This is a genomic window from Leucobacter sp. BZR 635, from assembly GCF_048061935.2.
GTDB lineage: Bacteria > Actinomycetota > Actinomycetes > Actinomycetales > Microbacteriaceae > Leucobacter.
Map to the genome: position 1 here is coordinate 78,906 of NZ_JBLUNZ020000004.1, position 23,529 is coordinate 102,434.

The window sequence follows — 23,529 nt, forward strand, 5'->3', positions numbered from 1 at the left end:
AACTGTTAGCTGCCATAGTAAATCCGCTCTTGAATGCCAGGGATAAGTGAGGCGTTTCCGACGCGCTTCAGAAGTGATGAGAGCATCGAGTCAGATTCCTGAAGCCCGAGGAGAGAAAGTCGCGCATAGCTAGCTGGGGTCCAAGAGTTGTGGAGAGAGATGATGCCACCGGGAGCTTGCGCGACTCTCGCTAAGGTCTGTCCATCCACGGGCTGCGTGAACCAGAATCTCTCGTACTTCTCACGAGCAGTTCCGTCAGTAAGGTCAGCGTAGGCTAGCTCTGGCGTGGCGAGTGACGTCACCACGTCCAGGCGCTTGGAGAGCTTAGCGTTCGATGGGTCATTGATCATTGGTTGAAGAATCGAGTTTCCCACGTATGACCATGAGTCGTCATCATCCCAGTTGGTTACTCGCTGGAAGAGTGCGTTTTGCCACCTCGACACCACAGTCCCCCCTCTTGGCGAGCCAATGACACCGATATGGACTCCGAGCTCAGCCTCATTCCCGAAGAATCTGAACACATCCTCGTTGTCGGGGGTGTTGAAGAATGGGCTGGCAGCTTCGTTCACAAGTACGGAATCGATATCTAGGAACAAGCCACCGTACTTATAGAGAAACGCGGCCGAAACGATGTCAGACTGCTTCGGAAAGCTGAACCGGCGGAGGCTTTGGAGGTCGATGAGGTCCCCGAGGTAGCGCGAGACGTTCGAATGGTTGAGAAAGAGGATCTCGTCAAGATCTACATACTCGGCCCAAGAGCTTACGCACCAGGCGAGGTAGGAGGGAGGTTCTGCTCCCTCCCAATAACAACAAAAACTCTTCATGTCTCTGCTTCCGTCGAGTGTGTGTTCTCGCGGGAATCCTACAGGAGGGCAGGGGTTTTCAAGGTCAAATCTGGCACGAGGACCGAACTTGATAGACCTTTCTCAGGGGCAGCCGGTGCGAGCACACGTGCAGTAGTTTCTGGCGTCCGAGTTTTCCTCAGAGCTCGAAGGCGCAGGAGTTGCCGGCGAATTCCAGCCGGCAAGTCCTGGTCAGTTTGCGCCACTGAGACCCCGAAACCCCCGAGCCGTGTGGCGCTCACTGACCACGAGTTGGCTGCGAACATGCCGCACGGCGGATGCGAGCATGCCGCACGCCGGCGACCACGCCGGCGACCACGCCGGCGAACACACCGCCCGCCAGCCGCAACACCGCCGCACCCCAGACCCTCCCGCAACCGGTGCGAGTAGAGTTGACGCATGAGCACTCAGGCGGTTAGCGGCGCAAAGCCAAGCAATTGGAACGCGCCGAATATCATCACGATGACGCGGATTGTCGCGACGCCGTTCTTCCTCTGGCTGCTGCTGGCCGCGGGCGACAGTGTCGCCATGCGGTGGGGAGCCGCCGCATTCTTCGTGATCGCGATCGCCACCGATGCCCTCGACGGTTACCTCGCGCGCTCCCGCGGCCTGATTACCGACCTGGGTAAGCTGCTCGACCCCATCGCAGACAAAGCGCTCACGGGCGCTGCGCTCGTTGGGCTCGCAATCATCGGCGAGCTGCCGTGGTGGATCGTCGTGCTCGTGCTGATTCGCGAGGTGGGGATTACGATCCACCGCCTGATGATCGTGAGTGACGTCGTTGTCGCCGCCGACTGGATGGGCAAGCTGAAGACCGTTGCCCAGGCGGTCGCGATCTCCCTCGCGCTCACGCCGCTCGCGCACCTCGCCGGCGCGGCGGGCACGGTGTTTACCTGGGTGAATATTGTCACGATGACCATCGCGGTGCTGCTGACGCTCGCAAGCGGGATCGACTACATCGTTGCGTTCGTGCGCGGGCGAGGGGCTGCTGCGCGCAATGCATGACCCGGGGGCGGTAGCTGCTGAGGTCGTCGCGCGCGCCTCCACGCTCGGGGTGCGCATCGCCGCTGCAGAGTCGCTCACCGGGGGACTGTTGGCCGCTGCAATTGTTTCCGTCCCCGGCGCTTCCCGGGTCTTCAGCGGTGCCGTTGTTGCCTACGACACGGAGCTGAAGGCCTCGCTGCTGGGTGTGGACGCTCAGCTTCTGCTGGATCGCGGACCGGTTGACGGGGCGGTCGCGCGGCAGATGGCCGACGGTGCGCGGGAGGCCTGCGCCGTTGCGGGTCGCGGGAGCGCGGGGGATCCCGGAGCCTCGAGGCATGTTCCCGCCGATATTGGCGTCGCAACAACGGGGGTCGCCGGGCCTGCCCCGGACCCGCAATCGGGCCAGCCCGCGGGGACGGTGTGGCTGGGAATCAGTTCGATCCTCGGCTCGCGGGCGGTCGCGCTCGCGTGTGCGGGTGAGGATCGGGAAGCGATCCGCATGGAGTCCGTGCGGGCTGCGCTTGAGCTCGTGCTCGCTGAGCTGAAAGCGCTCGAGGCCACTCAAACACAGTCATTTCCTGGAAATCGCTGAGAATTCACTAAAACCTGAGCGCACTGGACTCAGGTTCAGGGGGAATCGGGAATAGACCGGGTAGTCTCTTGGTTGTTCCCAGTGTCACCACAAGTGACGGCGAGTGCCGAATCGGTGTTTGCCGGGTAAAGTAACATGCACAACCATCAACTGGTTGTGCAGATTCAAGGAGGTTGCACATGCTGCTAGTACGTCAAGAAATCGGTGATGTGCTTCGCGACTTCCGTCTGCAGAAGGGGCGCACGCTCCGACAGGTCGCTGGCGATGCCAGTGTCGCACTCGGATACCTCAGCGAGGTAGAGCGCGGGCAGAAGGAAGCTTCGAGCGAGATTCTTGCTGCCGTCGCAGACGCGTTGGACACCCCACTCTCAGTCATCTACGGCGAGGTCAGCGAGCGACTCGCTATCGTCGAGGGGCTTTCGCTCCCGATGCCAAGCCGCGTTCCGGACACGGTGCCTGTCGATCTCGTATCCGGGTACGGGTCCGAGCTGATTTCCCGCTAGCGGGCGATGCGTCATCGCGCGTTCCGCATTGCGGTAGCCGAGGAGTTTGGTGAGGCGCACTCAGGTGTGCTGTTGCGCGACTATTGGCTCGCATCCCTCGGGACAACACCCGATGATGCGCTGGCGCGGGGCGTCCCCCCACGAGAGGTGTGGGAGGCGCTCTGCGCAGAATTTGAGGTTCCTGAGGCGCGCCGACACGGGCGTGGCCTCAGTGATCCACAGGAGAAATGACCCTATTGCGCGACACGCCGTCGCGCCGTATTCGAAGATGTGTTCGAAGAGTGTTATCTTCGTCCACAGGTAGCAAACTGCTCTGAATGATTCACAGTCTGGTGCCTCCGACGCTCAATGTCGGGGGTCCCGTCTAGGTTTTACAGACAGGGAGATACCCAGCCTTGTCAGCACCGAGAAGCGGTGCCGTGACAGTCGGTAGGCAGCAATCAGCGGAAGATCCGCGCGAATACGAAGGAAGTCATCATGGCAGCACCAAAGGACCGCGAGAAGGCACTCGAATCGGCACTCGCCCTCATTGACCGCCAGTTCGGCAAGGGCGCAGTGATGCGCATGGGTAGCCAGGAGCGGCAGGCTGTCGAGGTGATTCCGACTGGTTCGGTCGCACTCGACGTTGCGCTCGGCATAGGCGGGCTTCCCCGTGGCCGCATTGTCGAGATCTATGGGCCTGAGTCGTCAGGTAAGACGACGCTCACCCTGCACGCAATTGCGAATGCGCAGCGCGCCGGAGGCATCGCAGCATTTATCGATGCGGAGCACGCGCTCGATCCGGAGTACGCGAAGAAGCTTGGCGTTGACATCGACGCGCTGCTCGTAGCGCAGCCGGACACCGGTGAGCAGGCGCTTGAGATCGCTGACATGCTCATCCGATCGGGTTCGGTCGACCTTGTGGTTATCGACTCGGTAGCGGCGCTTGTGCCGAAGGCTGAAATCGATGGCGATATGGGCGACAGTCACGTCGGCCTCCAAGCGCGACTCATGTCGCAGGCGCTCCGCAAGATCACGGGCAGTCTGAGCTCGACGAAGACGACTGCAATCTTCATTAACCAGCTCCGCGAGAAGATCGGTGTCTTCTTCGGCAGCCCGGAGACCACCTCCGGTGGTAAGGCGCTGAAGTTCTATGCGTCGGTGCGCCTCGATATTCGCCGCATTCAGACGCTGAAGGACGGCCAAGACGCGGTGGGTAACCGCACGCGCGTAAAGGTCGTCAAGAACAAGATGGCCCCGCCCTTCAAGCAGGCCGAGTTCGACATCCTGTACGGCGTCGGCATCTCCCGCGAGGGCTCGCTCATTGACTACGGTGTTGAGCAGGGCCTCGTGAAGAAGAGCGGAGCGTGGTACACCTACGACGGCGATCAGCTGGGCCAGGGCATGGAGAACGCACGCCGCTACCTCATCGCGAACCCCGACACCGCGCTCGAGATCGAAGAGAAGATCCTCACGAAGCTCAGCGTGAACGGTCGCACCGAAGAGGTGCCGGCCGAAGCCGAAGCGGCGACTCCCGCGAAGGCTGAAGCGCCCGCAAAGGCACAGGCCGCTGCGAAGGCAGCCGCAACCGCCGCCGCGAAGGGCGAAGACCTCGCAGCGAGCGCATAACGATGGCTGTGCGGTTTCTGCCGCCTCCCGAGGAACGGCCCACGCCGCATCGGGAGGACACGGGGAATCTCGCTGAGGTCATCGAGTTCCGCAGCAAATTGAGGCGACCCGAGCCCGTAGCCGACGCGGAGGCCGAGCCAGCATCGGCTCCGCCCTCGGCGTGGGCCTCGACCCCTGAGCGCAGCGACGGGCCGGGCTCCACCTCCGGGTGGGCCCAGGCCCCGCGCTCCGCGGAGGCAGCGCCTGCTGGTGCTGGTGCGCCTCTCGCTTCCGGTACTGGCACTGACGCAGACGCCGATACAGACGCAGACGCAGATGCCGCTGCGGCTGCCGGTGATGACGGGGGAGCGCCTGCCACGCACAGTTGGGCGCGCCTCATCGAGGCACCGTTTGGGCGTTCTCGGAACGCTGGAACGCACGGCGTCTCTGGGGCTGGGCTCGATGGGTCCGTGGAGACTGATGCTGAGACCGACACCGAGTCGGGGACAGATACCTGGTCAAGGTTGGGGCCCGCCGTGGAACCGGGGTTCGCTCAGGATCCCGGATTCGCCCAGGAGCTTCCCGAAGAGCCCGAAGACCTCGAAGACGGGCCGACCGCCTACGAGACCGCAGTGAAGCTGCTGGCCCGCAAGCCGCTCTCGAGCGGCGAGCTGCAGCGCGCCCTCGTCGCCGCAGGGCACCCCGAGATCGATGCTGAAGAGGCCGTGGCAAAGTGTGAAGACTCGCTGTACCTCGACGATGTCGACCTCGCGAACTCAGTGGCAACGAAGTTGCGTGACTCTAAGGGCGAGAGCAAGGCACGGATCCGGCAGAAGCTGCGGGAACGCTACCTCCCTGATGCCGCTATTGAGGCGGCCCTCGAGGGGCTCGACGACGACGCGGAGCTGGAGCTGTTGAAACAGACCGCGGTAGACCGGGCGAGGCGAATGACTGGGCTCGACCGGCAGACAGCCGAACGGCGCCTGCTTGGCTTCCTCGCGCGGCGAGGCTGGTCAGGCGAGCGGGCGACGCGTGCCGCGAAGGAGGCCCTCGACGGTGCCGGCAGCTCGGGAGGGGGCCGCGGCACGGTGCGCTTCCGTTAACCGGGCACGATTCTTGACCTCACCGCTGCGCCGGTAGAATCGACGCTATGCCTACCGTCGAAGCAGTGAAGATTGAATCGTCGCCAGCAGCGATCCGTGCAGACGGGACGCCCCGCAGCTATACGGTGCGCACGCTCGGGTGCCAGATGAACGTGCACGACTCCGAACGGATGTCGGGCTCGCTCGAGGCCGCAGGCTACGTCCCAGCAGAGAGCGCAGACAACGCCGACGTCTACGTCATCAACACCTGCGCCGTGCGCGAGAACGCCGCGAACAAGCTCTACGGCAACCTCGGCATGCTCGCGCAGGTGAAGCGGGAGCGCGCGGGCATGCAGATCGCCGTTGGCGGCTGCCTCGCCCAGAAAGACCAGGGCGATATCGTCGAGAAGGCCCCCTGGGTCGACGTCGTCTTCGGTACCCACAACATGGGGTCACTGCCGACGCTGCTTGAGCGCGCCCGCCACAACGAAGAGGCGCAGGTCGAGATCCTCGAGTCTCTCGAGGTGTTCCCGTCGACGCTCCCGACCAAACGCGACTCCGCGTCAAGCGGCTGGGTGTCGATTTCCGTCGGGTGCAACAACACCTGCACATTCTGCATCGTGCCCTCGCTGCGGGGCAAGGAAAAGGATCGCCGTCCCGGCGACATCCTCGCCGAGGTGCAGGCACTCGTCGACGACGGCGCGATCGAGGTCACACTGCTCGGGCAAAACGTCAACACTTACGGCGTCGAATTCGGCGACCGGCAGGCGTTCGGCAAGCTGCTGCGCGCCATGGGCGAGATCGAGGGGCTGGAGCGGGTGCGCTTCACCAGCCCGCACCCCGCAGCCTTCACCGACGACGTCATCGCGGCGATGGCCGAGACACCGAACGTGATGCCCTCCCTGCACATGCCGCTGCAGTCGGGCTCGGACACGATTCTCAAGGCGATGCGCCGCTCGTACCGCTCCAAGAAGTTCCTCGGGATCCTCGACGACGTGCGCGCACGCATCCCCGGCGCCGCGATCACGACCGACATCATCGTCGGATTCCCAGGCGAAACCGAAGAAGACTTCGCCGAGACCATGCGGGTCGTCGAAGAGTCACGCTTCGCGAGCGCATTCACGTTCCAGTATTCGATCCGCCCAGGCACACCTGCGGCAACGATGGAAGACCAGATCCCGAAGGAGGTCGTGCAGGAGCGCTTCGAGCGGCTCGCAGCCCTCCAAGACCGGATGTCGCTCGCCGAGAACGAGGCGCTCATCGGCAACACCGTCGAGATCCTCGTCGCCGCGAGCGAGGGCCGCAAAGACGGCGAGACGCACCGGCTTTCAGGCCGTGCGCCCGACAACCGGCTCGTGCACTTCACAGTTCCTGAGGGGGCCGAGACGCCTCGGCCCGGCGACATGGCCACAGCCACGATCACCAGTGCTGGCTCGTTCTTCGTGGTCGCCGACGACACCTCGACGTATGCGGTGCGCCGCACGCGCGCGGGTGACGCGTGGGATCGCCGCCAGGCCGAGAGCTGCGGCGTGCCAGCACCGGCGAGCGCCGGCGCTACCGGCGCAGGCCGCGCGGTCAACCTCGGGCTCCCCACGCTCCGCATCGGCGAATAGTGGCGACGCTCTGGGCGATCGTCGGCGCGACCGGCACCGGCAAATCCGAGGCCTCACTCGACCTTGCCGAGCGCCGCGCGGCGATCACGGGCGCACAGCCCGAGATCGTGAACGCCGACGCCATGCAGCTCTACCGTGGAATGAGCATCGGCACCGCGAAGCTCCCGGTGGGGGAGCGGCGGGGGATCCCACACCACCTCTTCGACGCATTCGACCCGCGGGAAGAAGCGACCGTGGCGGCGTACCAGCCTGCCGCGCGAGAGCGCATCTCCGAGATTCTCGCGGGCGGCGCTGACGCGATCCTCGTCGGTGGATCAGGGCTCTACGTCTCGAGCGTCATCTTCGACTTCCAGTTTCCGCCGCGCGACGACGCCGTGCGGGCGGGCCTCGAGGCTGACCTTGAATCGCGCGGCGTAGCGCCCCTCGTCGAACGGCTCCGAGCACTCGCGCCAGACGTCGCTGCGGCCGTCGACCGGCGCAACCCGCGGCGCGTGGTGCGGGCGCTCGAGGTCGCGCTGCTCGGCGGCGACGCGCGGGTGACCCTCCCGAGCGAGCCCGAATACTGGAACGCGGGGGAGTCGCACGATGCGACCCGCATCATCGGGGTCTCTTGCGAGCGCGAGGTGCTCACGGAGCGCCTCGATCGCAGGGTCGAGCGGATGTGGGCTGACGGCATGCTCGACGAGGTTCGCGGCCTGATTCCGTATGGGCTGGAGCAGGGTAAGACCGCGAGCCGCGCGATCGGCTACGCGCAGGCTCTTGCCGAGCTCCGCGGTGACATGAGCGAGGCCGAAGCCATCGCTGAGACGCAGGCGCTCACGCGACGCTACGCCCGCAGGCAGGTGAGCTGGTTCAAGCGGTACCCAGGCGTGCAGTGGATCGACCAGACCGCGGGGCGGGATCTTGCCGCGCTCGAGATTGCGAGCGCGACAGCAGGCGCGTAACGACGCTCGCCCGTGACGCCGTGACGCCGTGACGCCGTGAGACTGTGAAGCCGTCGAACCCTAGCGCCGCGCCTTGCGGTACGACTCCAGCGAGCCGAACCCGGCCGCGATGACGCCGAACAGCACGCCGGCGATCGGCCAGATGATCCACGAGTCGCCCCAGGCGTCCCAGAGGAAGCTCCACGCGAGGTAGCCGAGGGTCACGATCGGCCAGTAGAAGCTCGCGATCACGCCCACCACGCTGTGCTCGTCATCGCCGTCTGCGGCCCCGAAGCCTCCGGTCGCCGCCGCGCCTGCACGCTGCGTGAGTATGCCGGCGGTCTCCTCGGCCCAGTTCGCGGGGAGGAACACGAGCAGCCCGGCTGCTACGATGAGGAGTGACATCGTGACTGCGGCACCGCTCCAACCGCTCGGGAGAACGATCGTTGACATGACGGGGATGATGGCGAGAATCCAGAGCCCGATCGCGGCCTGCAGGCACCCGTTGCGGCGGCGCGCGAACTGCTGGGAGAGGGCGTTGGCCCAGCTCGTGACCTCGGGTGAGACGCTGAACTGGCCGTGCTCAATCCGAGCGAAGGCCTTGAGCTGCTGCGACCGGCCGACGAGTAGCAGCACGCCGACCGCGACGCAGAGGAGCAGCGCGAGTATCCCGACGAAGCTCCCGATGCGCTGCTCGCCGCTCGGCCAGAGTGTCGTGAGCGCGACCAGCAGGGCGGGGCCGCACACGAACAGTGCGACCGCGCTGCCGAGCCTCGGGGCGGTCTCTTGGCGCAGCTGGGCGTAGGCCTTCGCCTCCGCAAGGGGAAGCGGCGGGTACACCGGGGGCGGCGGAGCGGGCAGCGGCTGCGCAGGCGGCTGCGAGTACTCGGAGGGTCGCGCGCCGGCCGCGCCTGGCGTCGCCGATCCTGGCAGCCCTGTGGCCCTCGCCGTAGGCGGCGCGACCTGGCCCGTAGCCTGATCCTGCGGGTGGATCTCGCGGGAGATCCCGAGCACGGGGGCGAGCTCGTCGAGATTGCCGAACTCCGTGATGACTTTGCCGACTGCCTCGTTTTCAGAGAGACCGTCGGCGATGGCCGCGGCGTAGGCATCCTCCATCATGGCCTGGAGCTCCGCGCGCGCCTCGCTCATGCGCGGACTGGCCGGGTAGGCTCCGAACATGGTTTCGAGGTAGGCGATGATGGCGTTCACGAGGATGCTCCTTCGACAAAGCGGTCGACGACAGACTTGGTGATTTCCCACTCGGCGAGTTTCTCGTCGAGGTGGGAAAGCCCCAGGGCGGTGATTTGGTAGTAGGTTCGCGGCTTGCCAGAGTCGGAGGCTCCGGGGAACGAGGTGACCAGCGCCGATGTCTCGAGCCGTTTCACGGCCGAGTACAGGGTGGTCTGCTTGATTGCGTACTCGTTGCCCGCCACCGCGCTGATCTGTTGCGCGAGGTCGTAGGCGTACGAGGGGCGCCTTCGCAGCAGGGACAGCACCATGAGGTCGACGTACCCCCGTATGGCATCGGCACCGATCACGTGATTCTCTCTCTTCGCAGCGAAATGTGGGTGCGGTCGCCGCACTCACTGCGTCCAACGTACTACGCTAGACGTAGTACGTCAAGCGAATCCCAGGCCGGCGTACGGTAGCGTAATTGACAGCACCGCGCCGAACCCCCTTCGAAGGAGCCGTCAATGACCACACTCACGTTCACCAAGGGCCACGGCACGGGCAACGACTTTGTGCTCATCACCGATCCCGATGGCGCACTCGATCTCACTCCCGAGCGTGTGCGATTCCTCTGCGATCGCCGCTTCGGCGTGGGGGCCGACGGCGTGATCCGGGCAGTGCGCTCGAATGCGATCGCCGAGGGAGCCGCGATCCTCGCCGAGGAGCCAGACGCCGTGTGGTTCATGGACTACCGCAACGCCGACGGCTCGGTCGCAGAGATGTGCGGCAACGGGATCAGGGTGTTCGCCCACTACCTCATCACCGAGGGCCTCGTCGCCCCCGAACGCAGCGATACGCTGCCGCTGGGAACTCGCGCGGGCGTGCGCGACGTGCTGGTGGGTGCCGCCGGCTACACAGTGGATCTCGGCCGCTGGCGACTCGGCAAGGAGCGGCTCGTCGCCGCAGCGGGACTCGAGGTCGCGCGGCCCGGGCTCGGGATCGAGGTCGGGAACCCGCACGTGGTGACGGTGCTTGCTGACGAGGCCGAGCTCGACGGGCTGCAGCTCGAGACCGCCCCAAGCTTCGAACCCGAGCCCGAGGCCGGGGCGAACGCGGAGTTTGTCGTTCCCGCGGATCCCTTCCTGAAGAACGGCGTCGCCCACATTCGAATGCGTGTCTTCGAGCGCGGCGTCGGCGAGACACAATCGTGTGGCACCGGAGCCGCGGCCGCTGCCCTCGCGTTCAGACACTGGGGCGGCGACCAGATGCCGAATAGCTGGAGCGTCACCGTGCCCGGAGGCCGCCTCGGGGTGCGAATGTTTGCGACCGAGGAGGGGGAGCACGTCTCGCTTTCGGGGCCCGCCGAGCTCGTCTACCGTGGCGAGATCGAGCTGCCGTAACTCGGGCCCAGCACCTGCAGCTGAGGTCATGCGGGCCTAGCTCTGGGGGCTGAACTCCTGCGGGCTGAGCCCCTGCAAGGCCTAGTCCCTGCGGGACGCCCGAATCACGTGAAAGCCCTTCTTGCGGGCCGCGCGGTCGACGGCAAGATCAGGGAAGGTGTCGCCGATCCACCGCTGCAGCGAGTCGGCCCCGAGGTGCTTCGCGACGACAAGGTATGCGCTCGCGCCGGGAGCGAGCCGGGGCAGCCAGGTCTCGAGGATGCCGTGCAGCACCTCCTTGCCGACGCGGATCGGCGGGTTCGAGCGAATCTCAGCGAAGACAAGGTCGGCGGGCACCTCGTCAGGCGACGCAATGTGCACGTTCGTGAGGCCGAGCAGTTCGGCGTTCTGGCGGGTGAGTTCGCGGGAGCGTTCGTTCACGTCGACGGCCCAGACTTCGCGTTCCGGGTGCGCGAGCGCGGCGTCGAGCGCGATCGGGCCCCAGCCCGAGCCGATGTCGAGGATCGGGCGGCTCGCAGGATCCGGCACCAGCGCAGAGAGGCCGCCGAGCGCCGTGAGTAGGATCGCGGTGCCCTGGTCGAGGTGCTCCGGGCTGAAGACGCCGCCCGCGGTCCTGACGCGGCGGGTGACGCCCTGAAGTTCGATCTCGATCTCGCGCGGGGTGAAGTCGCCCGCGGGTGACTCGGAGAAGTAGTGCTGATTCACGTGGTCAAGTATCGCAGGGCCGGGCGGCTCGGGCGTGCCCGAAGCGAACATCAGTGCCGGAATCGCCCGCGCACCGTACACTTGGTAAGCACATGAGTGATTTCATTGAAGACCAGACTGATGAGACCGTGACCGGCGACGCCGCCGAGTCGAACACTACCGCGCCAGCTCCCGAATCGGGTGCTGCTGACGCGACCACCGACCCGCTCGAGCGGGTGCTTCGCCGCGCCTCCGGCAGCGGCGCCGCCGTGATCCGCGACCTCTCTGAGGCGCAGGCCCTCGGCAGCTCGGCGCACGACAACCTCGACGCCGGCGATCACGGGATCCAAATGGACCGTGAAGATCGTGCGTCGCTCACCCGCGTCGCCGGCCTGTCCACCGAACTCGAAGACGTCACCGACGTCGAGTACCGCCAGCTGCGACTCGAAAACGTCGTGCTCATCGGTATCTACAACTCGGGCCGCTCGCAGTCCGCGCAGGATGCGCTCGAAGAGGCAGAGAACTCGCTCCGCGAGCTCGCGGCCCTCGCTGAGACCGCCGGGGCGACCGTGCTCGACGGCGTGCTCCAGCGCCGCGCAACCCCGGACCCCGCGACCTACCTCGGCAAGGGCAAGGCGCAGGAGCTCGCCGAGCTCGTGCAAGCGCTCGGCGCGGACACGGTGATTGCCGACGACGAGCTCGGGCCCAGCCAGCGGCGCGTGCTCGAGGACGTCGTGAACGCGAAGGTCATCGACCGCACCACCGTGATCCTCGACATCTTCAGCCAGCACGCGAAGAGCCGCGAGGGCAAGGCGCAGGTCGAGCTCGCGCAGCTCGAATACCTGCTGCCCAGGCTCCGCGGCTGGGGCGAGTCGATGTCGCGTCAGGCGGGTGGCCAGGTGGGCGCTGCCGGCGCGGGCATGGGCTCGCGCGGCCCCGGTGAGACGAAGATCGAGCTCGACCGCCGGCGCATCAACACCCGGATGGCCAGGCTGCGCAAGCAGATCGCTGAGTTCGCTCCCGCCCGCGAGGCGAAGCGCGCCAACCGCAAGCGCGGCGAGGTGCCGTCGGTCGCGATCGCCGGGTACACGAACGCGGGCAAGTCGAGCCTGCTCAACCGGCTCACCGGCACGCAGGAGCTCGTACAGAACCAGCTGTTCGCGACGCTCGACACCGCTGTGCGGCACGCGGAGACCACCGACGGGCGCACGTTCACCTACGTGGACACCGTCGGCTTCGTTCGCAACCTCCCGCACCAGCTCGTCGAGGCCTTCCGCTCGACGTTTGAAGAGGTGGGCGACGCAGATGTGATCCTCCACGTCGTCGACGGCTCGCACCCGGATCCGGAGGCGCAGCTCGCGACCGTGCGCGAGGTCATCGCAGAGGTTGACGCGCAGGCGATCCCCGAGGTCGTCGTGTTCAACAAGGCCGACCTCATCGACGATTCGCGACGGATGCTGCTCCACGGGCTCGCGCCCGACGGGGTCTTCGTGTCAGCCCGCACGGGAGAGGGCATCGAGGAGCTCAAGGCTCGGATCGACGCCGCACTCCCGACGCCCGACCGCGAAGTCACCGTCGTGGTGCCGTACGACAGGGGAGACCTCGTCGCCGAGCTGCACGAGCGCAACCGCATCCTCGAACTCGACTACGCCGAGGAGGGCACGCGTGTGCGCGCGCTCGTCACCCCTGAGATGTTCTCGAAGCTCGACGACTTCCTCGTCTAGCGCACTGTCGCCCGCTTCCCGCCCTGTTCCCGCGTAACACTTCGTCGCACGCGGTAACAGGGCGCAACTCGGGCCCGCGAGCCCCCGCCTTCCAGGTACTTTTGCTGCACACGGGCACACTGAACCGCCCGTCTCACGCACCGCACTGCACCTGACGGAGGGCCCACCATGACCGCAGCACCACTTCCCAACGCCACGATCCTCGGCTACCCGCGGATCGGCCGCCGCCGCGAACTCAAGCGTGCCGTCGAATCGTTCTGGGCGGGGCGCATCGGCGAGACCGAGCTCGTCGAGACCGCGAGCCAGCTGCGCGCCGACACGCGTGCCCGACTCGTTGAGCTCGGCCTGCCGGCAGCAGGCGGCGCGGTGCCCGAGAGCTTCAGCTTCTACGACCAGGTGCTCGACGCGACGCTCGCGCTCGGCGCGATCCCCGAGCGCTTCGACGCGAGCGGCTCAGACCTCGACACGTACTTCACGCTCGCCCGCGGCAACGCCGAACATCAGCCGCTCGAGATGACTAAGTGGTTCGACACGAACTACCACTACAGCGTGCCCGAGATCGACGAGCGCACCCCGTTCGCCGCGAACCCAGCGCAGCTCGTCGCCCAGGTCGCGGAGGCGGCAGCGCAGGGGATCGAATCCCGCCCCGTGCTCGTCGGCCCCGTCACCTACCTGCTGCTCGCGAAGGCGGCAGACGGCGCGCCTGCGGGCTTCGACCCCATCGACAGGCTCGATGAGGTCACCGCGATCTACGCTGAGCTGCTGCAGGCGCTCGCCGCAGCGGGCGCGACCTGGGTGCAGCTCGACGAGCCCGCGCTCGTGTCGGACTCGCTCCGCACCACGCGCGACGAAACCCTCGCCCTCGTTGAGCGCGCGTACGGCGTGCTTGGAGCCGCGCAGGGCGGCACCGCCCGCCCGCGGATCCTGCTCACCGCCCCATACGGCGACGCATCCCGCGCCCTCGTGCGGCTCGGCGCGCTCCCAGTGGAGGCCGTGCAGACGGACCTCGTGCGCGGCACCCTTCCCACGGCTGCCCTCGCCGACGGCTCCCTCGCGCAGTCCTTCGCCGACACCCAGCTCGTTGCGGGCGTCGTTGACGGCCGCAACATCTGGCGCACCGACCTCCGGGCAGCGTTCGCGACGCTTCGCTCGCTCGCAGAGGCGGGCATCGATGTCGCTGTCGGCACCTCGAACAGCCTGCAGCACGTGCCGCACGACGTTGCGGACGAGCAGCAGCTCGACGCGCGCCTGAAGTCGTGGCTGGCGTTTGCCGACCAGAAGGTCGAACAGGTCGCACTGCTCGCCCGCGGCCTCTCAGGGGGTGCCGCCGCGATCGAGGCCGAGCTCGCCGAGGTGGATCGGGTGCTCGCAGACCGCGATGAAGCTCCCGGCGTCCACGTCTCTGCGATCCGCGACAGGGCTACGGCCGCGGGCGAGGCCGACCGCAACCGAGCTGCCGAAGAGGATCGCCGCAGCGCGCAGCGTGGCCTGAACATCCCGCAGTTGGCAACGACGACGATCGGCTCGTTCCCGCAGACCGGCGAGATCCGCAAGGCGCGCTCGGCCTTTGTGAAGGGCGAGATTGACGAGGCAGCGTACGAAGGTTTCCTGCGCGAGGAGATCGAGCGGGTGATCCGCCTGCAGGAGGAGATCGGGCTCGACGTGCTCGTACACGGCGAGGCCGAGCGCAACGACATGGTGCAGTACTTCGCCGAGCTGCTGGGCGGCTTCGCGGTCACCGAGCACGGCTGGGTGCAGTCCTACGGGAGCCGGGCGACGAGGCCGTCGATCCTCTGGGGCGATGTCTCGCGCCCCGCGCCGATGACGGTGCGCTGGTCGGCGTTCGCGCAGTCCCTCACCGACCGGCCCGTGAAGGGCATGCTCACGGGCCCGGTCACGATCCTCGCCTGGTCGTTCGTGCGCGACGACCAGCCGCTCGGCGAGACCGCCTCGCAGGTGGCGCTCGCGCTCCGCGACGAGATCGCTGACCTCGTCGACGCGGGCATCACGATCGTGCAGGTCGACGAGCCGGCGCTGCGTGAGCTGCTGCCGCTCGACCGCGAGCGCCAGGCGGACTACCTCGACTGGTCGGTCGGATCCTTCCGCCTCGCGACCGGCGGGGCAGCGCCCGAGGTGCAGATCCACACCCACCTCTGTTATTCGGAGTTCGGCGAGATCATCGACGCGGTCGACGGGCTCGACGCTGACGTGACTTCGATCGAGGCAGCGCGCAGCCGCATGGACGTCGTGGCGCCCCTCGGCGATCACGGCTACTCGCGCGGCATCGGCCCGGGCGTCTACGACATTCACTCTCCTCGCGTTCCCGGCGTCGACGAGCAGACCGAGCTCATCCGCATCGCCGCCGCGCGCATTCCCGGAGAGCAGCTCTGGGTGAACCCCGACTGCGGGCTGAAGACGCGCGGCTACGACGAGACTGTCGCGAGCCTCACGAATCTTGTGCTGGCCGCGAAGGCCGTTCGCGCGGGCGCATAGTGTCCGCCGACGCAGTGGGGAATGGCGTCGCGGGGAGCGGCGTCGCGGGGAGTGACACCGCGGGGAGCGGCGTCGCGGGGAGTGGCACCGCGGGGAGCGGCCTCGCCTGGCCGGTGGGCGAGCTGCCCACCGAGCAGGTCGGGTCGCTCCCGCGGCCCGGGCGGCTGCAGCGGGCGGTGCTCGACGCGGAGATCGGCGCGATCTCCGAGACAGAGCTCGCGAGCGAGCAGGATCTCGCGGTGCGCGCGACGCTCGACCGCCTCGCCGAGACCGGCTCGCCGATCGTGAGTGACGGCGAGCAGCGCAGGCAGAGCTTCGCGAGCTATCCGCTCGCGGGCGGAGACGTGACGGCGGGGCCCGTGTTTGCGGTGTTCGCCGACGGGCACCACCGGGTCGTGCCCCGGCTTGCTGCGGCACCGTTTCGCTTCAGCTCGTGGGCGGCGTCCGACGTGACGCTCGCCCGAGCCCACACGTCCCTGCCGCTCAAGCAGGCCGTGATCTCGCCGTCGATGCTGTCGCTCACCGTGCCAGCGGAGGGGCTCGGCGGGTACACGCGCTCGGAGTTTCTGGATGACGTGGTCGCGGGCTGCGTCGAGGACATCAGACGGTCGTTCGCTGCCGGCGCGAGCCGCGTCTCGATCGACTTCACCGAGGGGCGGCTTGCGCTGCGGCGCGACGTGCCGGCACCCTGGGCGGGCCCGCGCGCGCTCGGCGGTTTCATCGACCTCATCAACCGGGTACTTGGCCAGCTCACCGATTCCGAGCGCCAGGCCGTGGGCGTGCACACGTGCCCGGGCAACGACAACGACTCCGCGCACAGCGCCGACGTCGATTATGCGGAGCTGCTGCCCGAACTGTTCCAGATCGAAGCGGGATACTTCCTCGTGCAGGCTGCGGGGGAGCCCGACCAGGATCGGGTCGCCCGGCTCATCGGTCGGGAGATCGCTGCGCTGCGCGCGGCGGGCCGGGACGCCCCGCGCGTGCTGCTCGGCGTGACCAACCCGACGAACCCGAAGCTTGAGACCGCTGAACAGGTGCGCGACCAGCTCGTGCGCGCGGCGCGGTTCGTGCCGCCGGAGCTGCTCGGATCCACCGATGACTGCGGCTTCTCGCCCTACCTCATTGACGAGAAACCCAGGCACGGCTCCCCAGACCACGCGCGCGATGTCGCCTTCGCGAAGATCGCAGCCCGCGTGCGCGGGACCCAGCTCGCGTCGGAGGTGCTCGCGTGAACGCCACCCTGCTGACCGGGAGCGCGCCGACGCGCGCCCGCTTCTCGTTCGAGGTGTTCCCCGCGCGGTCGGGAGCGGCGGCGCTCGCCCTCGGGAACTCGGTGCAGCACCTGTCAGCCGCGGGCCCCGATTTCATCTCCGTGACCTACGGGGCAAACGGTTCGCACCGTGACGCATCGCTCGACCTGCTCGCCTACCTCCGCGACCACACAGACGCCCTCCCGCTCGCGCACCTCACGACCGTTGGCGAGTCGCGGGAGGTGATCCGCGAGACGATCCACCGCATCCTCGACGCGGGGATTCACGACTTCCTCGCGCTCCGAGGAGACCCGCCGCGCGGCTCAGACGAGGCGAGTCCGCTCGTTGCGGGGTCGCTGAGCGCGCTCGAACTCACCGAGCTCATTTCGGAGGCGCGAGCCGAGCGGCCGGCGTTCACGAGCGTGGGCCGCACCGCGGTCGCCGCGTACCCGAACGGGCACCCGCTGTCGCGCGGGCAATCGGCCGACATTGACTGGCTGCTCGCGAAGGAGGCCGCTGGCGCGCAGTTTGCGATCACCCAGCTGTTCTTCCGTGCTGAGGAATACCTGTCGTTCGCCGACGCTGCCCGCACGGCGGGGCTGAGGATGCCGCTGCTGCCCGGGCTCATGCCGGTGTCGACGAGCGGGCAGCTGCGGAAGGTCGCCTCGCTCGCCGGGCGGCCTGCGCCAGTGCTGCTTGAACGATCGCTTCTTGCGGCTGGCGGGTATGCGCCCGAGCTCGGGGTGGAGCACACCATTTCTCTCGCGCGGGAGCTGCTCGCGGGCGGCGCCCCGTCGATCCACCTCTACACGTTCAACCGGCACGAGCAGGTGCTCGCGGTGCTCGAGGAGCTCGACCTGCTGGGGTAGTGGGGCTGTGGTGCTCTGCCCTTGCCCTCTGCTGCTCTGCTGCTCTGCTGTCCTACCCACCCGCCCGCTCTCGGCGCTCAGGTCATGGGTGTTGAGCGAGGTCATGCCTCTTTAACCGCGGAAGAGGCATGACCTCGCTGAAAGCATGTCCTTTGAGCGCCGAGGGGCTGGGTGGTGGTGGTGACGGTTGCGGGATGGCGGTGTGGCGCGGGCAGTTAGACCGCCGCGACCGCCTGCGGGAAGTCCGCGCCAGCCTCCGCGCTCGCGGCCTGTTCAGCGAGGTGTCTGAGGTGTTCGGGCACCTCGATACCCTTGCGCGCCATCGTGTGCGCCCACAGGCGGCCAGCGCGGTAGGAGGACCGCACGAGGGGGCCGGCGAGCACCCCGTCGAAGCCGAGCGCGTCGGCCTCAGCCTTCAACTCCACGAATTCCTCGGGCCGAACCCAGCGGTCGATCGGGTGGTGCAGCTTCGACGGCCTGAGGTACTGCGTGAGCGTGAGAATGTCGCAGCCCGCATCGCGTAGTTCAGCCATGGTCTCGGAAATCTCGGCCCGCGTCTCGCCCATCCCAAGGATGAGGTTCGACTTCGTGATCATCCCGGCATCGCGCGCCTCCGTCAGTACCTCGAGCGAGCGTGCGTAGCGGAACCCGGGGCGGATCCGCTTGAAGATGCGCGGCACTGTCTCGAGATTGTGCGCGAATACCTCGGGCGCTGCCTCGAACACCTGCGCGAGATCCTCCGGTCTTCCGCCGAGATCATCGGCGAGCACCTCGACCCCTGACCCAGGGTTGAGCGCGTGGATCTGCCGGATGGTCTCGGCGTAGAGCCAGGCCCCGGTGTCGGGGAGGTCATCGCGCGTGACCCCCGTGATGGTGGCGTACCGGAGGCCCATGGTGCGCACGGACTCCGCGACCCGTCGCGGCTCATCGAGGTCGAGGGGGAGCGGCTTGCCCGAGGTGATCATGCAGAAGTCGCAGCGGCGGGTGCAGATGGATCCGCCGATGAGGAAGGTCGCCTCGCGATCCTCCCAACACTCGTAGATGTTCGGGCAGCCGGCCTCCTTGCACACGGTGTGCAGGCCCTCGCTTTGTACGAGCGCTTGGACCGCTTGGTAATCCGGGCCGGAGCGGGCGCGCGTCTTGATCCACTCAGGCTTGCGCTCGATGGGGGTCTCGGCGTTCTTCGCCTCGACCCGAAGCAGCCGGCGCTCCTCTGGCTCCGGGCGCGTGCCGGTCGAGGGCAGAATCTGGACGGTCATACTGAGAGCCTTTCGAGCACGGGAACGAGGTGGGTGCGCAGTGCGGGCGCTGCGTCGGCCGGGGTGATGGTCTCGCCCGTCTTGGCGCTGAGCGTGGTGACGCCGGCGTCGCTGATGCCGCAGGGCACGAAGCTGTGAAAGGGGGCGAGATCGTTGCTGCAGTTCAGCGAGATACCGTGGGTGACGATGCGCCGGCTCACGTGGATCCCGATTTGCGCGAGCTTTGCCGCGGGGCTTCCCTGCGGGGATCCTGCTGGCGGGTCTGTCCAGACCCCGGTGCGCCCGGGAACGCGGTAGCCGACGACGCCAAGATTCTGGATCGTGGCAATCAGCGCATCTTCGAGCGCGTGAACGAGGTTGACTCCGCCGAGCCCGTCAGCGAGCCGGATCACGGGGTATGCCACGAGCTGGCCGGGGCCGTGCCAGGTGACCTTTCCGCCGCGGTTCACCGGGACGACGGGAGTGCCGTCACTCGGGTACTCATGTGGCTCCGCCCGTCGGCCAGCGGTGTAGACCGGCTCGTGCTCGAGGAGGAGCACGGTGCCGTGATCAAGGTCGGCTGCCAGTCTTGCGGCAGCCTCCCGCTGGAGTATGAGCCCACGCTCGTAGGAGACGAGGCTTGGGGAGAGCCCGACAGTCTCGAACCGTGGGGTGGGTTTTGGGGGCGTGTCGCTTAGGGGAGGCGGCGGAACTTCGGCGATGGGAAGCATGCGGCCATGTTAGTTGGACTCAGTTCAATAAAGCAATGCGGGTGCGGTTGGGGTGCCCGGTGCCCGGTGCCCGGTGCCCGGGGGCTCGGGGCTGGTGGCAAGCAGGGTGTAAGCCCAAAGTCTCGAGGTGGGATGCCCGGGCGTACCCTCTGCCCGGCGCCCTCATCGCGCCTGGCGTCCTTTCCGCCCCGATTAATTCAGACCGACTCTTGCGAGGGCCAAACGCGGGTCGGAGTGGATTAAACGGGGGCTGCAGGGTGCGCGCGGCGCGTTTCTGGAAGTGCCTGCTGCGCGTGCGTGCGTCGCGCTGCATGTTGATCGCTGAGCTCAATGCCCGCGATCGTTGAGCGCTGCAACCGTCGAGCGCCGCAATCGTCGAGCGCCGCAATCGTCGAGCGCCGCTGGCGGATCGCGGCCGCGTGACACAGCAAAACGCTCCAGCCCCGATCTGAATCCGGGCTGGAGCGTGCAGGAAAGCCGCTGGGCTAGACCGAGCGGAAGACCGCGACGACCTTGCCGAGCACCTCTGCGTGGTCGCCGAGGATCGGCTCGAACGCGCTGTTGCGCGGCAGCAGCCAGGTGTGGCCGTCGCGGCGGCGGAAGACCTTGACGGTCGCTTCGCCGTCGAGCATGGCCGCGACGATGTCGCCATTTGCCGCCTCGCGCTGCTGGCGCACGACAACAAAGTCGCCGTCGCAGATGGCCGCATCGATCATCGAGTCGCCTACCACCTTCAGCATGAAGAGCTGCCCATCGCCGACGAGCTGCCGGGGGAGCGGGACGATCTCCTCAACCTGCTGGTCGGCGGTGATCGGGACGCCCGCCGCGATCTGGCCGACGAGTGGCACGTAAGCCGTCTCCTGGGCCTGGGTCGTGGGTGAGTCCGCAAGCGCGCTGCTCGTGACCGCGAGCTCGACGAGGATCTCGAGAGCACGCGGGCGGTTCGGGTCGCGGCGAATGTATCCGCCGAGCTCGAGCCGGCTGAGCTGGTGGGTAACGCTCGAGAGTGAGGAGAGGCCCACAGCGTCGCCGATCTCGCGCATGCTCGGTGGGTAGCCGCGAGACTCTACGGAGCGGGCAATGAATTCGAGGATCGCCTGCTGCTTCTCAGTCAGTGGCTTCCGCGGTGCTGCGCTCAGGTCGCTCATCGCTTGTCCTCTCAGTAGTGCGGTCAATCTCGGCGGGTGGTGAGCGGAGTGGATCCGCATGTTTCCGCGAGTTGCCGTGAATGTCAGAGGTCACTGATTGGGTGAACTCACTGTTCGAAACCCTAGCCCGGATATTCGAGGCGAGGCAAACATTCGTTCGAGTGTCGCAGCAAATCTCGCGATATTCATTCGAATACTGCGGTTGCGGTTTCTTTCATTCGAAGATATATTCGAAAGAGATGTTCGAGTGTTCGAGTTGGTTCGAATACTCTCGAGAGAGGAACTCCTCATGACTGCTACAGCGAATGTCGTCCCATTCCGTTTGAACGCCCCGGTGAGCCCGCGCATTGCCGCGTCGGGATCACGCCCGCAGGGCGAACCCACTGCTCAGGTCAGTTCGGGGCAGCCCCGGCTTCGGCTCACGCGTCGTGGCCGGGTGGTCTTTGGCTCTCTCGCAACCGTCTTGGTTGCTGCTGCACTCGGCGTAGCTGCTGCGTTCGCAGCCCCAGGGGCAATTGCCAACAGCGCGGAGAGCACGCAGGCCTTCCCCTATGTCTTCGTGCAGGCCGGCGACTCGGTATGGAGCATCGCCTCCGAGCTTGAGCCGACGGGCGACCCCCGTGAGGTGGTCTCTGAGATCGTCCGCCTCAACCAGATGCAGGCGTCCGACCTGCAGGCAGGCGATTCGATCGCTGTGCCCATGCGGTTTGAAGGCAATGACCTCACCTTCGTCCCCTCCGGGCGATAGCGCCGTCCCTCCGGGCGATAGCGCGCGGTCGGTGACCCTGTGCGCGGTGTTGGGATGCGGGCGAGCTGACCGGTTAGCCTCGCGGCCCCGGCTGGTCTTGCGGCCCCGGCCGATCTGGCTGTCCCTGCCGCTCTGCCCCCCCCCGAAGACTTTGGACGCCCCTGCCGCTTTGGACCCTCGGAGGCTCTGGACCCCCGGAGGCTCTGTCTCAGCAGGCGCTCCGCCCGCCCGATGTTCGGCGGTCTCTCGGGGTGAGTGACGCTGGTCAGCACAGTCAGCAAAGATCGTTAGGCTCGAAGGTATGCCGAAGCCGATTGAAGCTCTCGACCGACCGTCCCTCGAACGCCGATACCGGCGGATGCGTCTCGCGACCGTGATACTTGCCGGTGTCTCGCTGCTGCTCGTAGCAGCGCTCGGCAGCCAGGGGCTGCAGGGACGCGGGGCCGCGAAGCCCGACTCGAGCGCCTCGCAGGGCGAAAATAACGGGAACGCAGGCGCAGGCAGCGGCACCGACGCAGACACCGCCGCACAGAGCTGCCCCGTCGTCGACCGGCTCGAAGAAGGCGACCCGCGCGCGCTTGGAGACATCGACGCCCCTGTCGTGCTCCACGAGTGGACCGACTTCCGCTGCCCCTACTGCGCCTCCTTCTCGCGCGACACCCTCCCCGTGCTCATCGAAGAGTACGTCGAGACCGGCAAGGTTCGCCTCGAAATCCACGACGCTGCCCTCGTCGGCGGCGAAAACTCGATCCTCATCGCCTCCGCCTCACGTGCAGCGGGCGAGCAGGGCAAGTACTTCGAGTTCTACGACGAGGTGTACCACGCCCCCGAAACGGCAAAAGACGCAAACGGCGAGTTCAACCTCCCGACGCTTGTCGCGTTCGCCAAGAAAGCGGGTGTTTCAGACATCGAGAAGTTCACCGAGGCGGTCGAAAGTGGCAAGTTCGAGGCTGACGTCCGTGCGGAGACCGCCGAAGCGCAGAGCATCGGCGTCACGGGCGTACCATTCTTCGCGACCACCGGCTGCGGCCAGGTGATGAGCGGCGCGCAACCCGTCGATACCTTCCGCGAGCAGCTCGACGCCGCCGTTGCCGCAGCAGAGCAGAAGTAACCCGCCCACATGGATCTCAGCCTGCTCGGGGCGTTCCTCGGCGGCACACTCGCCCTGCTGAGCCCATGCTCGGTGATGGTGCTGCCTGCTTTCTTCGCCTACGCCTTTCATAGCCCGGCGGAGCTGTTCTCCCGCACGGGCGCGTTCTTCCTCGGGCTCGCGACCTCACTCGTGCCGCTCGGGCTGCTCGCCGGCACCCTCGGAGCCTGGGTGGCGTCGCACCGCAGCGGCCTCATGACGGTCGTGCTCGTATTCGTCATCGTGCTCGGCGTCGTGATGCTGCTTGGCATTCCCATCCCGACGCTCACCAAACAGCAGAGCGCGAAGGGCACCTCAGTCGCATCCGTGTACGGCCTCGGCGCGGTCTACGGCCTCGCCGGTGGGTGCGCTGGTCCCGTTTTTGGGGCGGTGCTCGCCATGGCCGCATTCGGGGGGAACGCCCTCATGGGTGGGCTCACGATGCTGCTATACGCCGCGGGCATGACGGTGCCGCTCGCACTGCTCGCGCTGGTGTGGAACCGGATCCCCGGGGTGAAGAAGCTGCTCCGCCCCCGCGAGCTCGTGATCGGCCGTTGGCGGAACGCCTGGTCCAACGTCATCGCCGGGATCATCACGATCGCCGTGGGCGTGTTCATGCTCGCCACCGACGGGGCACAGAAGTTCAGCGGCGTGCTCGATGCGAGCGCCCAAGCCGAACTCGAGGCCGGCGTGATGCGTGCCACCGCGGGCGTCTCGAACCTCGTGGTGCTCGGCGTTGCCGCAGCGGTCGGTCTTGTGGTGTGGCTTGTCGTGCGCCTGCGCCGCAGGCAGCACGCCCCCGACGCGGCGCGGTAGGAT

At 67.2% G+C, this 23,529-nt stretch carries 23 protein-coding genes; 16 read left to right on the forward strand and 7 right to left on the reverse strand.

The window, feature by feature from the left end; all coding sequences use genetic code 11:
- Positions 1 to 5 precede the first annotated feature (5 nt).
- Entirely contained in the window at positions 6 to 824 is an 819-nt protein-coding gene (locus ACI1US_RS00550) for a glycosyltransferase (protein WP_461637281.1), read from the reverse strand.
- Between the two features lie 417 nt (positions 825 to 1,241).
- Here ACI1US_RS00550 and pgsA point away from each other — a divergent pair, with 417 nt between their 5' ends.
- The 8 genes from pgsA (at position 1,242) to miaA (ending at position 8,147) form a co-directional block, all read left to right on the forward strand.
- Entirely contained in the window at positions 1,242 to 1,847 is a 606-nt protein-coding gene (gene pgsA, locus ACI1US_RS00555; protein WP_461637283.1) for a CDP-diacylglycerol--glycerol-3-phosphate 3-phosphatidyltransferase, read from the forward strand.
- Positions 1,840 to 2,418 (forward strand): CinA family protein, encoded by a 579-nt coding sequence (locus ACI1US_RS00560; protein WP_461637285.1) that lies wholly within the window; start codon positions 1,840 to 1,842, stop codon positions 2,416 to 2,418. The genes pgsA and ACI1US_RS00560 overlap by 8 nt, the downstream gene beginning before the upstream one ends.
- Before the next feature lie 179 nt (positions 2,419 to 2,597).
- Positions 2,598 to 2,921, forward strand: a complete 324-nt coding sequence (locus ACI1US_RS00565) for a helix-turn-helix domain-containing protein (RefSeq protein ID WP_461637287.1) — start codon at positions 2,598 to 2,600, stop codon at positions 2,919 to 2,921.
- 6 nt (positions 2,922 to 2,927) lie between these two features.
- Complete coding sequence (locus ACI1US_RS00570; RefSeq protein ID WP_461637289.1) at positions 2,928 to 3,152, forward strand: DUF3046 domain-containing protein; 225 nt, start codon at positions 2,928 to 2,930, stop codon at positions 3,150 to 3,152.
- Between the two features lie 246 nt (positions 3,153 to 3,398).
- Positions 3,399 to 4,529, forward strand: a complete 1,131-nt coding sequence (gene recA, locus ACI1US_RS00575) for a recombinase RecA (RefSeq protein WP_461637290.1) — start codon at positions 3,399 to 3,401, stop codon at positions 4,527 to 4,529.
- Positions 4,530 to 4,531: 2 nt separating this feature from the next.
- Positions 4,532 to 5,611, forward strand: coding sequence for a regulatory protein RecX (locus ACI1US_RS00580; protein WP_461637292.1), 1,080 nt, complete (start codon positions 4,532 to 4,534; stop codon positions 5,609 to 5,611).
- A gap of 47 nt (positions 5,612 to 5,658) precedes the next feature.
- Positions 5,659 to 7,203, forward strand: a complete 1,545-nt coding sequence (gene miaB / locus ACI1US_RS00585; protein WP_461637294.1) for a tRNA (N6-isopentenyl adenosine(37)-C2)-methylthiotransferase MiaB — start codon at positions 5,659 to 5,661, stop codon at positions 7,201 to 7,203.
- Positions 7,200 to 8,147, forward strand: a complete 948-nt coding sequence (miaA, locus tag ACI1US_RS00590) for a tRNA (adenosine(37)-N6)-dimethylallyltransferase MiaA (RefSeq protein WP_461637430.1) — start codon at positions 7,200 to 7,202, stop codon at positions 8,145 to 8,147. The genes miaB and miaA overlap by 4 nt, the downstream gene beginning before the upstream one ends.
- Before the next feature lie 60 nt (positions 8,148 to 8,207).
- On the opposite strand, the gene ACI1US_RS00595 is transcribed toward miaA, so the two are convergent.
- Together ACI1US_RS00595 and ACI1US_RS00600 are read right to left on the reverse strand one after the other, a co-directional pair.
- Positions 8,208 to 9,335, reverse strand: a complete 1,128-nt coding sequence (locus ACI1US_RS00595) for a permease prefix domain 1-containing protein (protein ID WP_461637295.1) — start codon at positions 9,333 to 9,335, stop codon at positions 8,208 to 8,210.
- A complete protein-coding gene (locus tag ACI1US_RS00600; protein WP_461637297.1) occupies positions 9,332 to 9,664 on the reverse strand; it encodes a PadR family transcriptional regulator in 333 nt (110 codons plus the stop codon). The genes ACI1US_RS00595 and ACI1US_RS00600 overlap by 4 nt, the downstream gene beginning before the upstream one ends.
- 156 nt (positions 9,665 to 9,820) lie before the next feature.
- Here ACI1US_RS00600 and dapF point away from each other — a divergent pair, with 156 nt between their 5' ends.
- Positions 9,821 to 10,696, forward strand: a complete 876-nt coding sequence (gene dapF / locus ACI1US_RS00605; RefSeq protein WP_461637299.1) for a diaminopimelate epimerase — start codon at positions 9,821 to 9,823, stop codon at positions 10,694 to 10,696.
- 81 nt (positions 10,697 to 10,777) lie between these two features.
- On the opposite strand, the gene ACI1US_RS00610 is transcribed toward dapF, so the two are convergent.
- Positions 10,778 to 11,401, reverse strand: a complete 624-nt coding sequence (locus ACI1US_RS00610; RefSeq protein WP_461637301.1) for a class I SAM-dependent methyltransferase — start codon at positions 11,399 to 11,401, stop codon at positions 10,778 to 10,780.
- Positions 11,402 to 11,493: 92 nt separating this feature from the next.
- Here ACI1US_RS00610 and hflX point away from each other — a divergent pair, with 92 nt between their 5' ends.
- The 4 genes from hflX (at position 11,494) to ACI1US_RS00630 (ending at position 17,716) form a co-directional block, all read left to right on the forward strand.
- Positions 11,494 to 13,104 (forward strand): GTPase HflX, encoded by a 1,611-nt coding sequence (hflX, locus tag ACI1US_RS00615; protein WP_461637303.1) that lies wholly within the window; start codon positions 11,494 to 11,496, stop codon positions 13,102 to 13,104.
- A gap of 168 nt (positions 13,105 to 13,272) precedes the next feature.
- Positions 13,273 to 15,597 (forward strand): 5-methyltetrahydropteroyltriglutamate--homocysteine S-methyltransferase, encoded by a 2,325-nt coding sequence (gene metE / locus ACI1US_RS00620; RefSeq protein WP_416549755.1) that lies wholly within the window; start codon positions 13,273 to 13,275, stop codon positions 15,595 to 15,597.
- On the forward strand, positions 15,597 to 16,829 hold the full coding sequence (locus tag ACI1US_RS00625) for a uroporphyrinogen decarboxylase/cobalamine-independent methonine synthase family protein (RefSeq protein WP_416549753.1): 1,233 nt from the start codon (positions 15,597 to 15,599) through the stop codon (positions 16,827 to 16,829). The genes metE and ACI1US_RS00625 overlap by 1 nt, the downstream gene beginning before the upstream one ends.
- Positions 16,826 to 17,716, forward strand: coding sequence for a methylenetetrahydrofolate reductase (locus tag ACI1US_RS00630; RefSeq protein ID WP_416549752.1), 891 nt, complete (start codon positions 16,826 to 16,828; stop codon positions 17,714 to 17,716). The genes ACI1US_RS00625 and ACI1US_RS00630 overlap by 4 nt, the downstream gene beginning before the upstream one ends.
- A 215-nt stretch (positions 17,717 to 17,931) precedes the next feature.
- Here ACI1US_RS00630 and lipA read toward each other — a convergent pair whose 3' ends face one another.
- The 3 genes from lipA to lexA all read right to left on the reverse strand — a co-directional run bounded on the left by lipA (position 17,932) and on the right by lexA (position 20,833).
- Positions 17,932 to 18,975 (reverse strand): lipoyl synthase, encoded by a 1,044-nt coding sequence (gene lipA, locus ACI1US_RS00635; RefSeq protein WP_416549956.1) that lies wholly within the window; start codon positions 18,973 to 18,975, stop codon positions 17,932 to 17,934.
- Entirely contained in the window at positions 18,972 to 19,685 is a 714-nt protein-coding gene (gene lipB, locus ACI1US_RS00640) for a lipoyl(octanoyl) transferase LipB (protein WP_461637307.1), read from the reverse strand. The genes lipA and lipB overlap by 4 nt, the downstream gene beginning before the upstream one ends.
- 485 nt (positions 19,686 to 20,170) lie before the next feature.
- Complete coding sequence (gene lexA, locus ACI1US_RS00645) at positions 20,171 to 20,833, reverse strand: transcriptional repressor LexA (RefSeq protein ID WP_461637309.1); 663 nt, start codon at positions 20,831 to 20,833, stop codon at positions 20,171 to 20,173.
- A 289-nt stretch (positions 20,834 to 21,122) separates the two neighbouring features.
- Here lexA and ACI1US_RS00650 point away from each other — a divergent pair, with 289 nt between their 5' ends.
- From ACI1US_RS00650 to ACI1US_RS00660, 3 genes are all read left to right on the forward strand, one after another.
- Positions 21,123 to 21,581, forward strand: a complete 459-nt coding sequence (locus tag ACI1US_RS00650; RefSeq protein ID WP_461637311.1) for a LysM peptidoglycan-binding domain-containing protein — start codon at positions 21,123 to 21,125, stop codon at positions 21,579 to 21,581.
- Between the two features lie 301 nt (positions 21,582 to 21,882).
- Positions 21,883 to 22,692: a DsbA family protein gene (locus ACI1US_RS00655; RefSeq protein WP_461637313.1), complete on the forward strand. Its 810-nt coding sequence runs from the start codon at positions 21,883 to 21,885 to the stop codon at positions 22,690 to 22,692.
- Positions 22,693 to 22,701: 9 nt separating this feature from the next.
- On the forward strand, positions 22,702 to 23,526 hold the full coding sequence (locus ACI1US_RS00660; RefSeq protein WP_416549750.1) for a cytochrome c biogenesis CcdA family protein: 825 nt from the start codon (positions 22,702 to 22,704) through the stop codon (positions 23,524 to 23,526).
- Positions 23,527 to 23,529: the final 3 nt, after the last annotated feature.

Coding starts and splice junctions, on each gene's coding strand:
- ACI1US_RS00550 (WP_461637281.1), bottom strand. CDS start 824: ATGAAGAGTTTTTGTTGTTATTGGGAGGGAGCAGAACCTCCCTCCTAC.
- pgsA (WP_461637283.1), top strand. CDS start 1,242: ATGAGCACTCAGGCGGTTAGCGGCGCAAAGCCAAGCAATTGGAACGCG.
- ACI1US_RS00560 (WP_461637285.1), top strand. CDS start 1,840: ATGCATGACCCGGGGGCGGTAGCTGCTGAGGTCGTCGCGCGCGCCTCC.
- ACI1US_RS00565 (WP_461637287.1), top strand. CDS start 2,598: ATGCTGCTAGTACGTCAAGAAATCGGTGATGTGCTTCGCGACTTCCGT.
- ACI1US_RS00570 (WP_461637289.1), top strand. CDS start 2,928: ATGCGTCATCGCGCGTTCCGCATTGCGGTAGCCGAGGAGTTTGGTGAG.
- recA (WP_461637290.1), top strand. CDS start 3,399: ATGGCAGCACCAAAGGACCGCGAGAAGGCACTCGAATCGGCACTCGCC.
- ACI1US_RS00580 (WP_461637292.1), top strand. CDS start 4,532: ATGGCTGTGCGGTTTCTGCCGCCTCCCGAGGAACGGCCCACGCCGCAT.
- miaB (WP_461637294.1), top strand. CDS start 5,659: ATGCCTACCGTCGAAGCAGTGAAGATTGAATCGTCGCCAGCAGCGATC.
- dapF (WP_461637299.1), top strand. CDS start 9,821: ATGACCACACTCACGTTCACCAAGGGCCACGGCACGGGCAACGACTTT.
- hflX (WP_461637303.1), top strand. CDS start 11,494: ATGAGTGATTTCATTGAAGACCAGACTGATGAGACCGTGACCGGCGAC.
- metE (WP_416549755.1), top strand. CDS start 13,273: ATGACCGCAGCACCACTTCCCAACGCCACGATCCTCGGCTACCCGCGG.
- lipA (WP_416549956.1), bottom strand. CDS start 18,975: ATGACCGTCCAGATTCTGCCCTCGACCGGCACGCGCCCGGAGCCAGAG.
- lipB (WP_461637307.1), bottom strand. CDS start 19,685: ATGCTTCCCATCGCCGAAGTTCCGCCGCCTCCCCTAAGCGACACGCCC.
- lexA (WP_461637309.1), bottom strand. CDS start 20,833: ATGAGCGACCTGAGCGCAGCACCGCGGAAGCCACTGACTGAGAAGCAG.
- ACI1US_RS00650 (WP_461637311.1), top strand. CDS start 21,123: ATGACTGCTACAGCGAATGTCGTCCCATTCCGTTTGAACGCCCCGGTG.
- ACI1US_RS00655 (WP_461637313.1), top strand. CDS start 21,883: ATGCCGAAGCCGATTGAAGCTCTCGACCGACCGTCCCTCGAACGCCGA.
- ACI1US_RS00660 (WP_416549750.1), top strand. CDS start 22,702: ATGGATCTCAGCCTGCTCGGGGCGTTCCTCGGCGGCACACTCGCCCTG.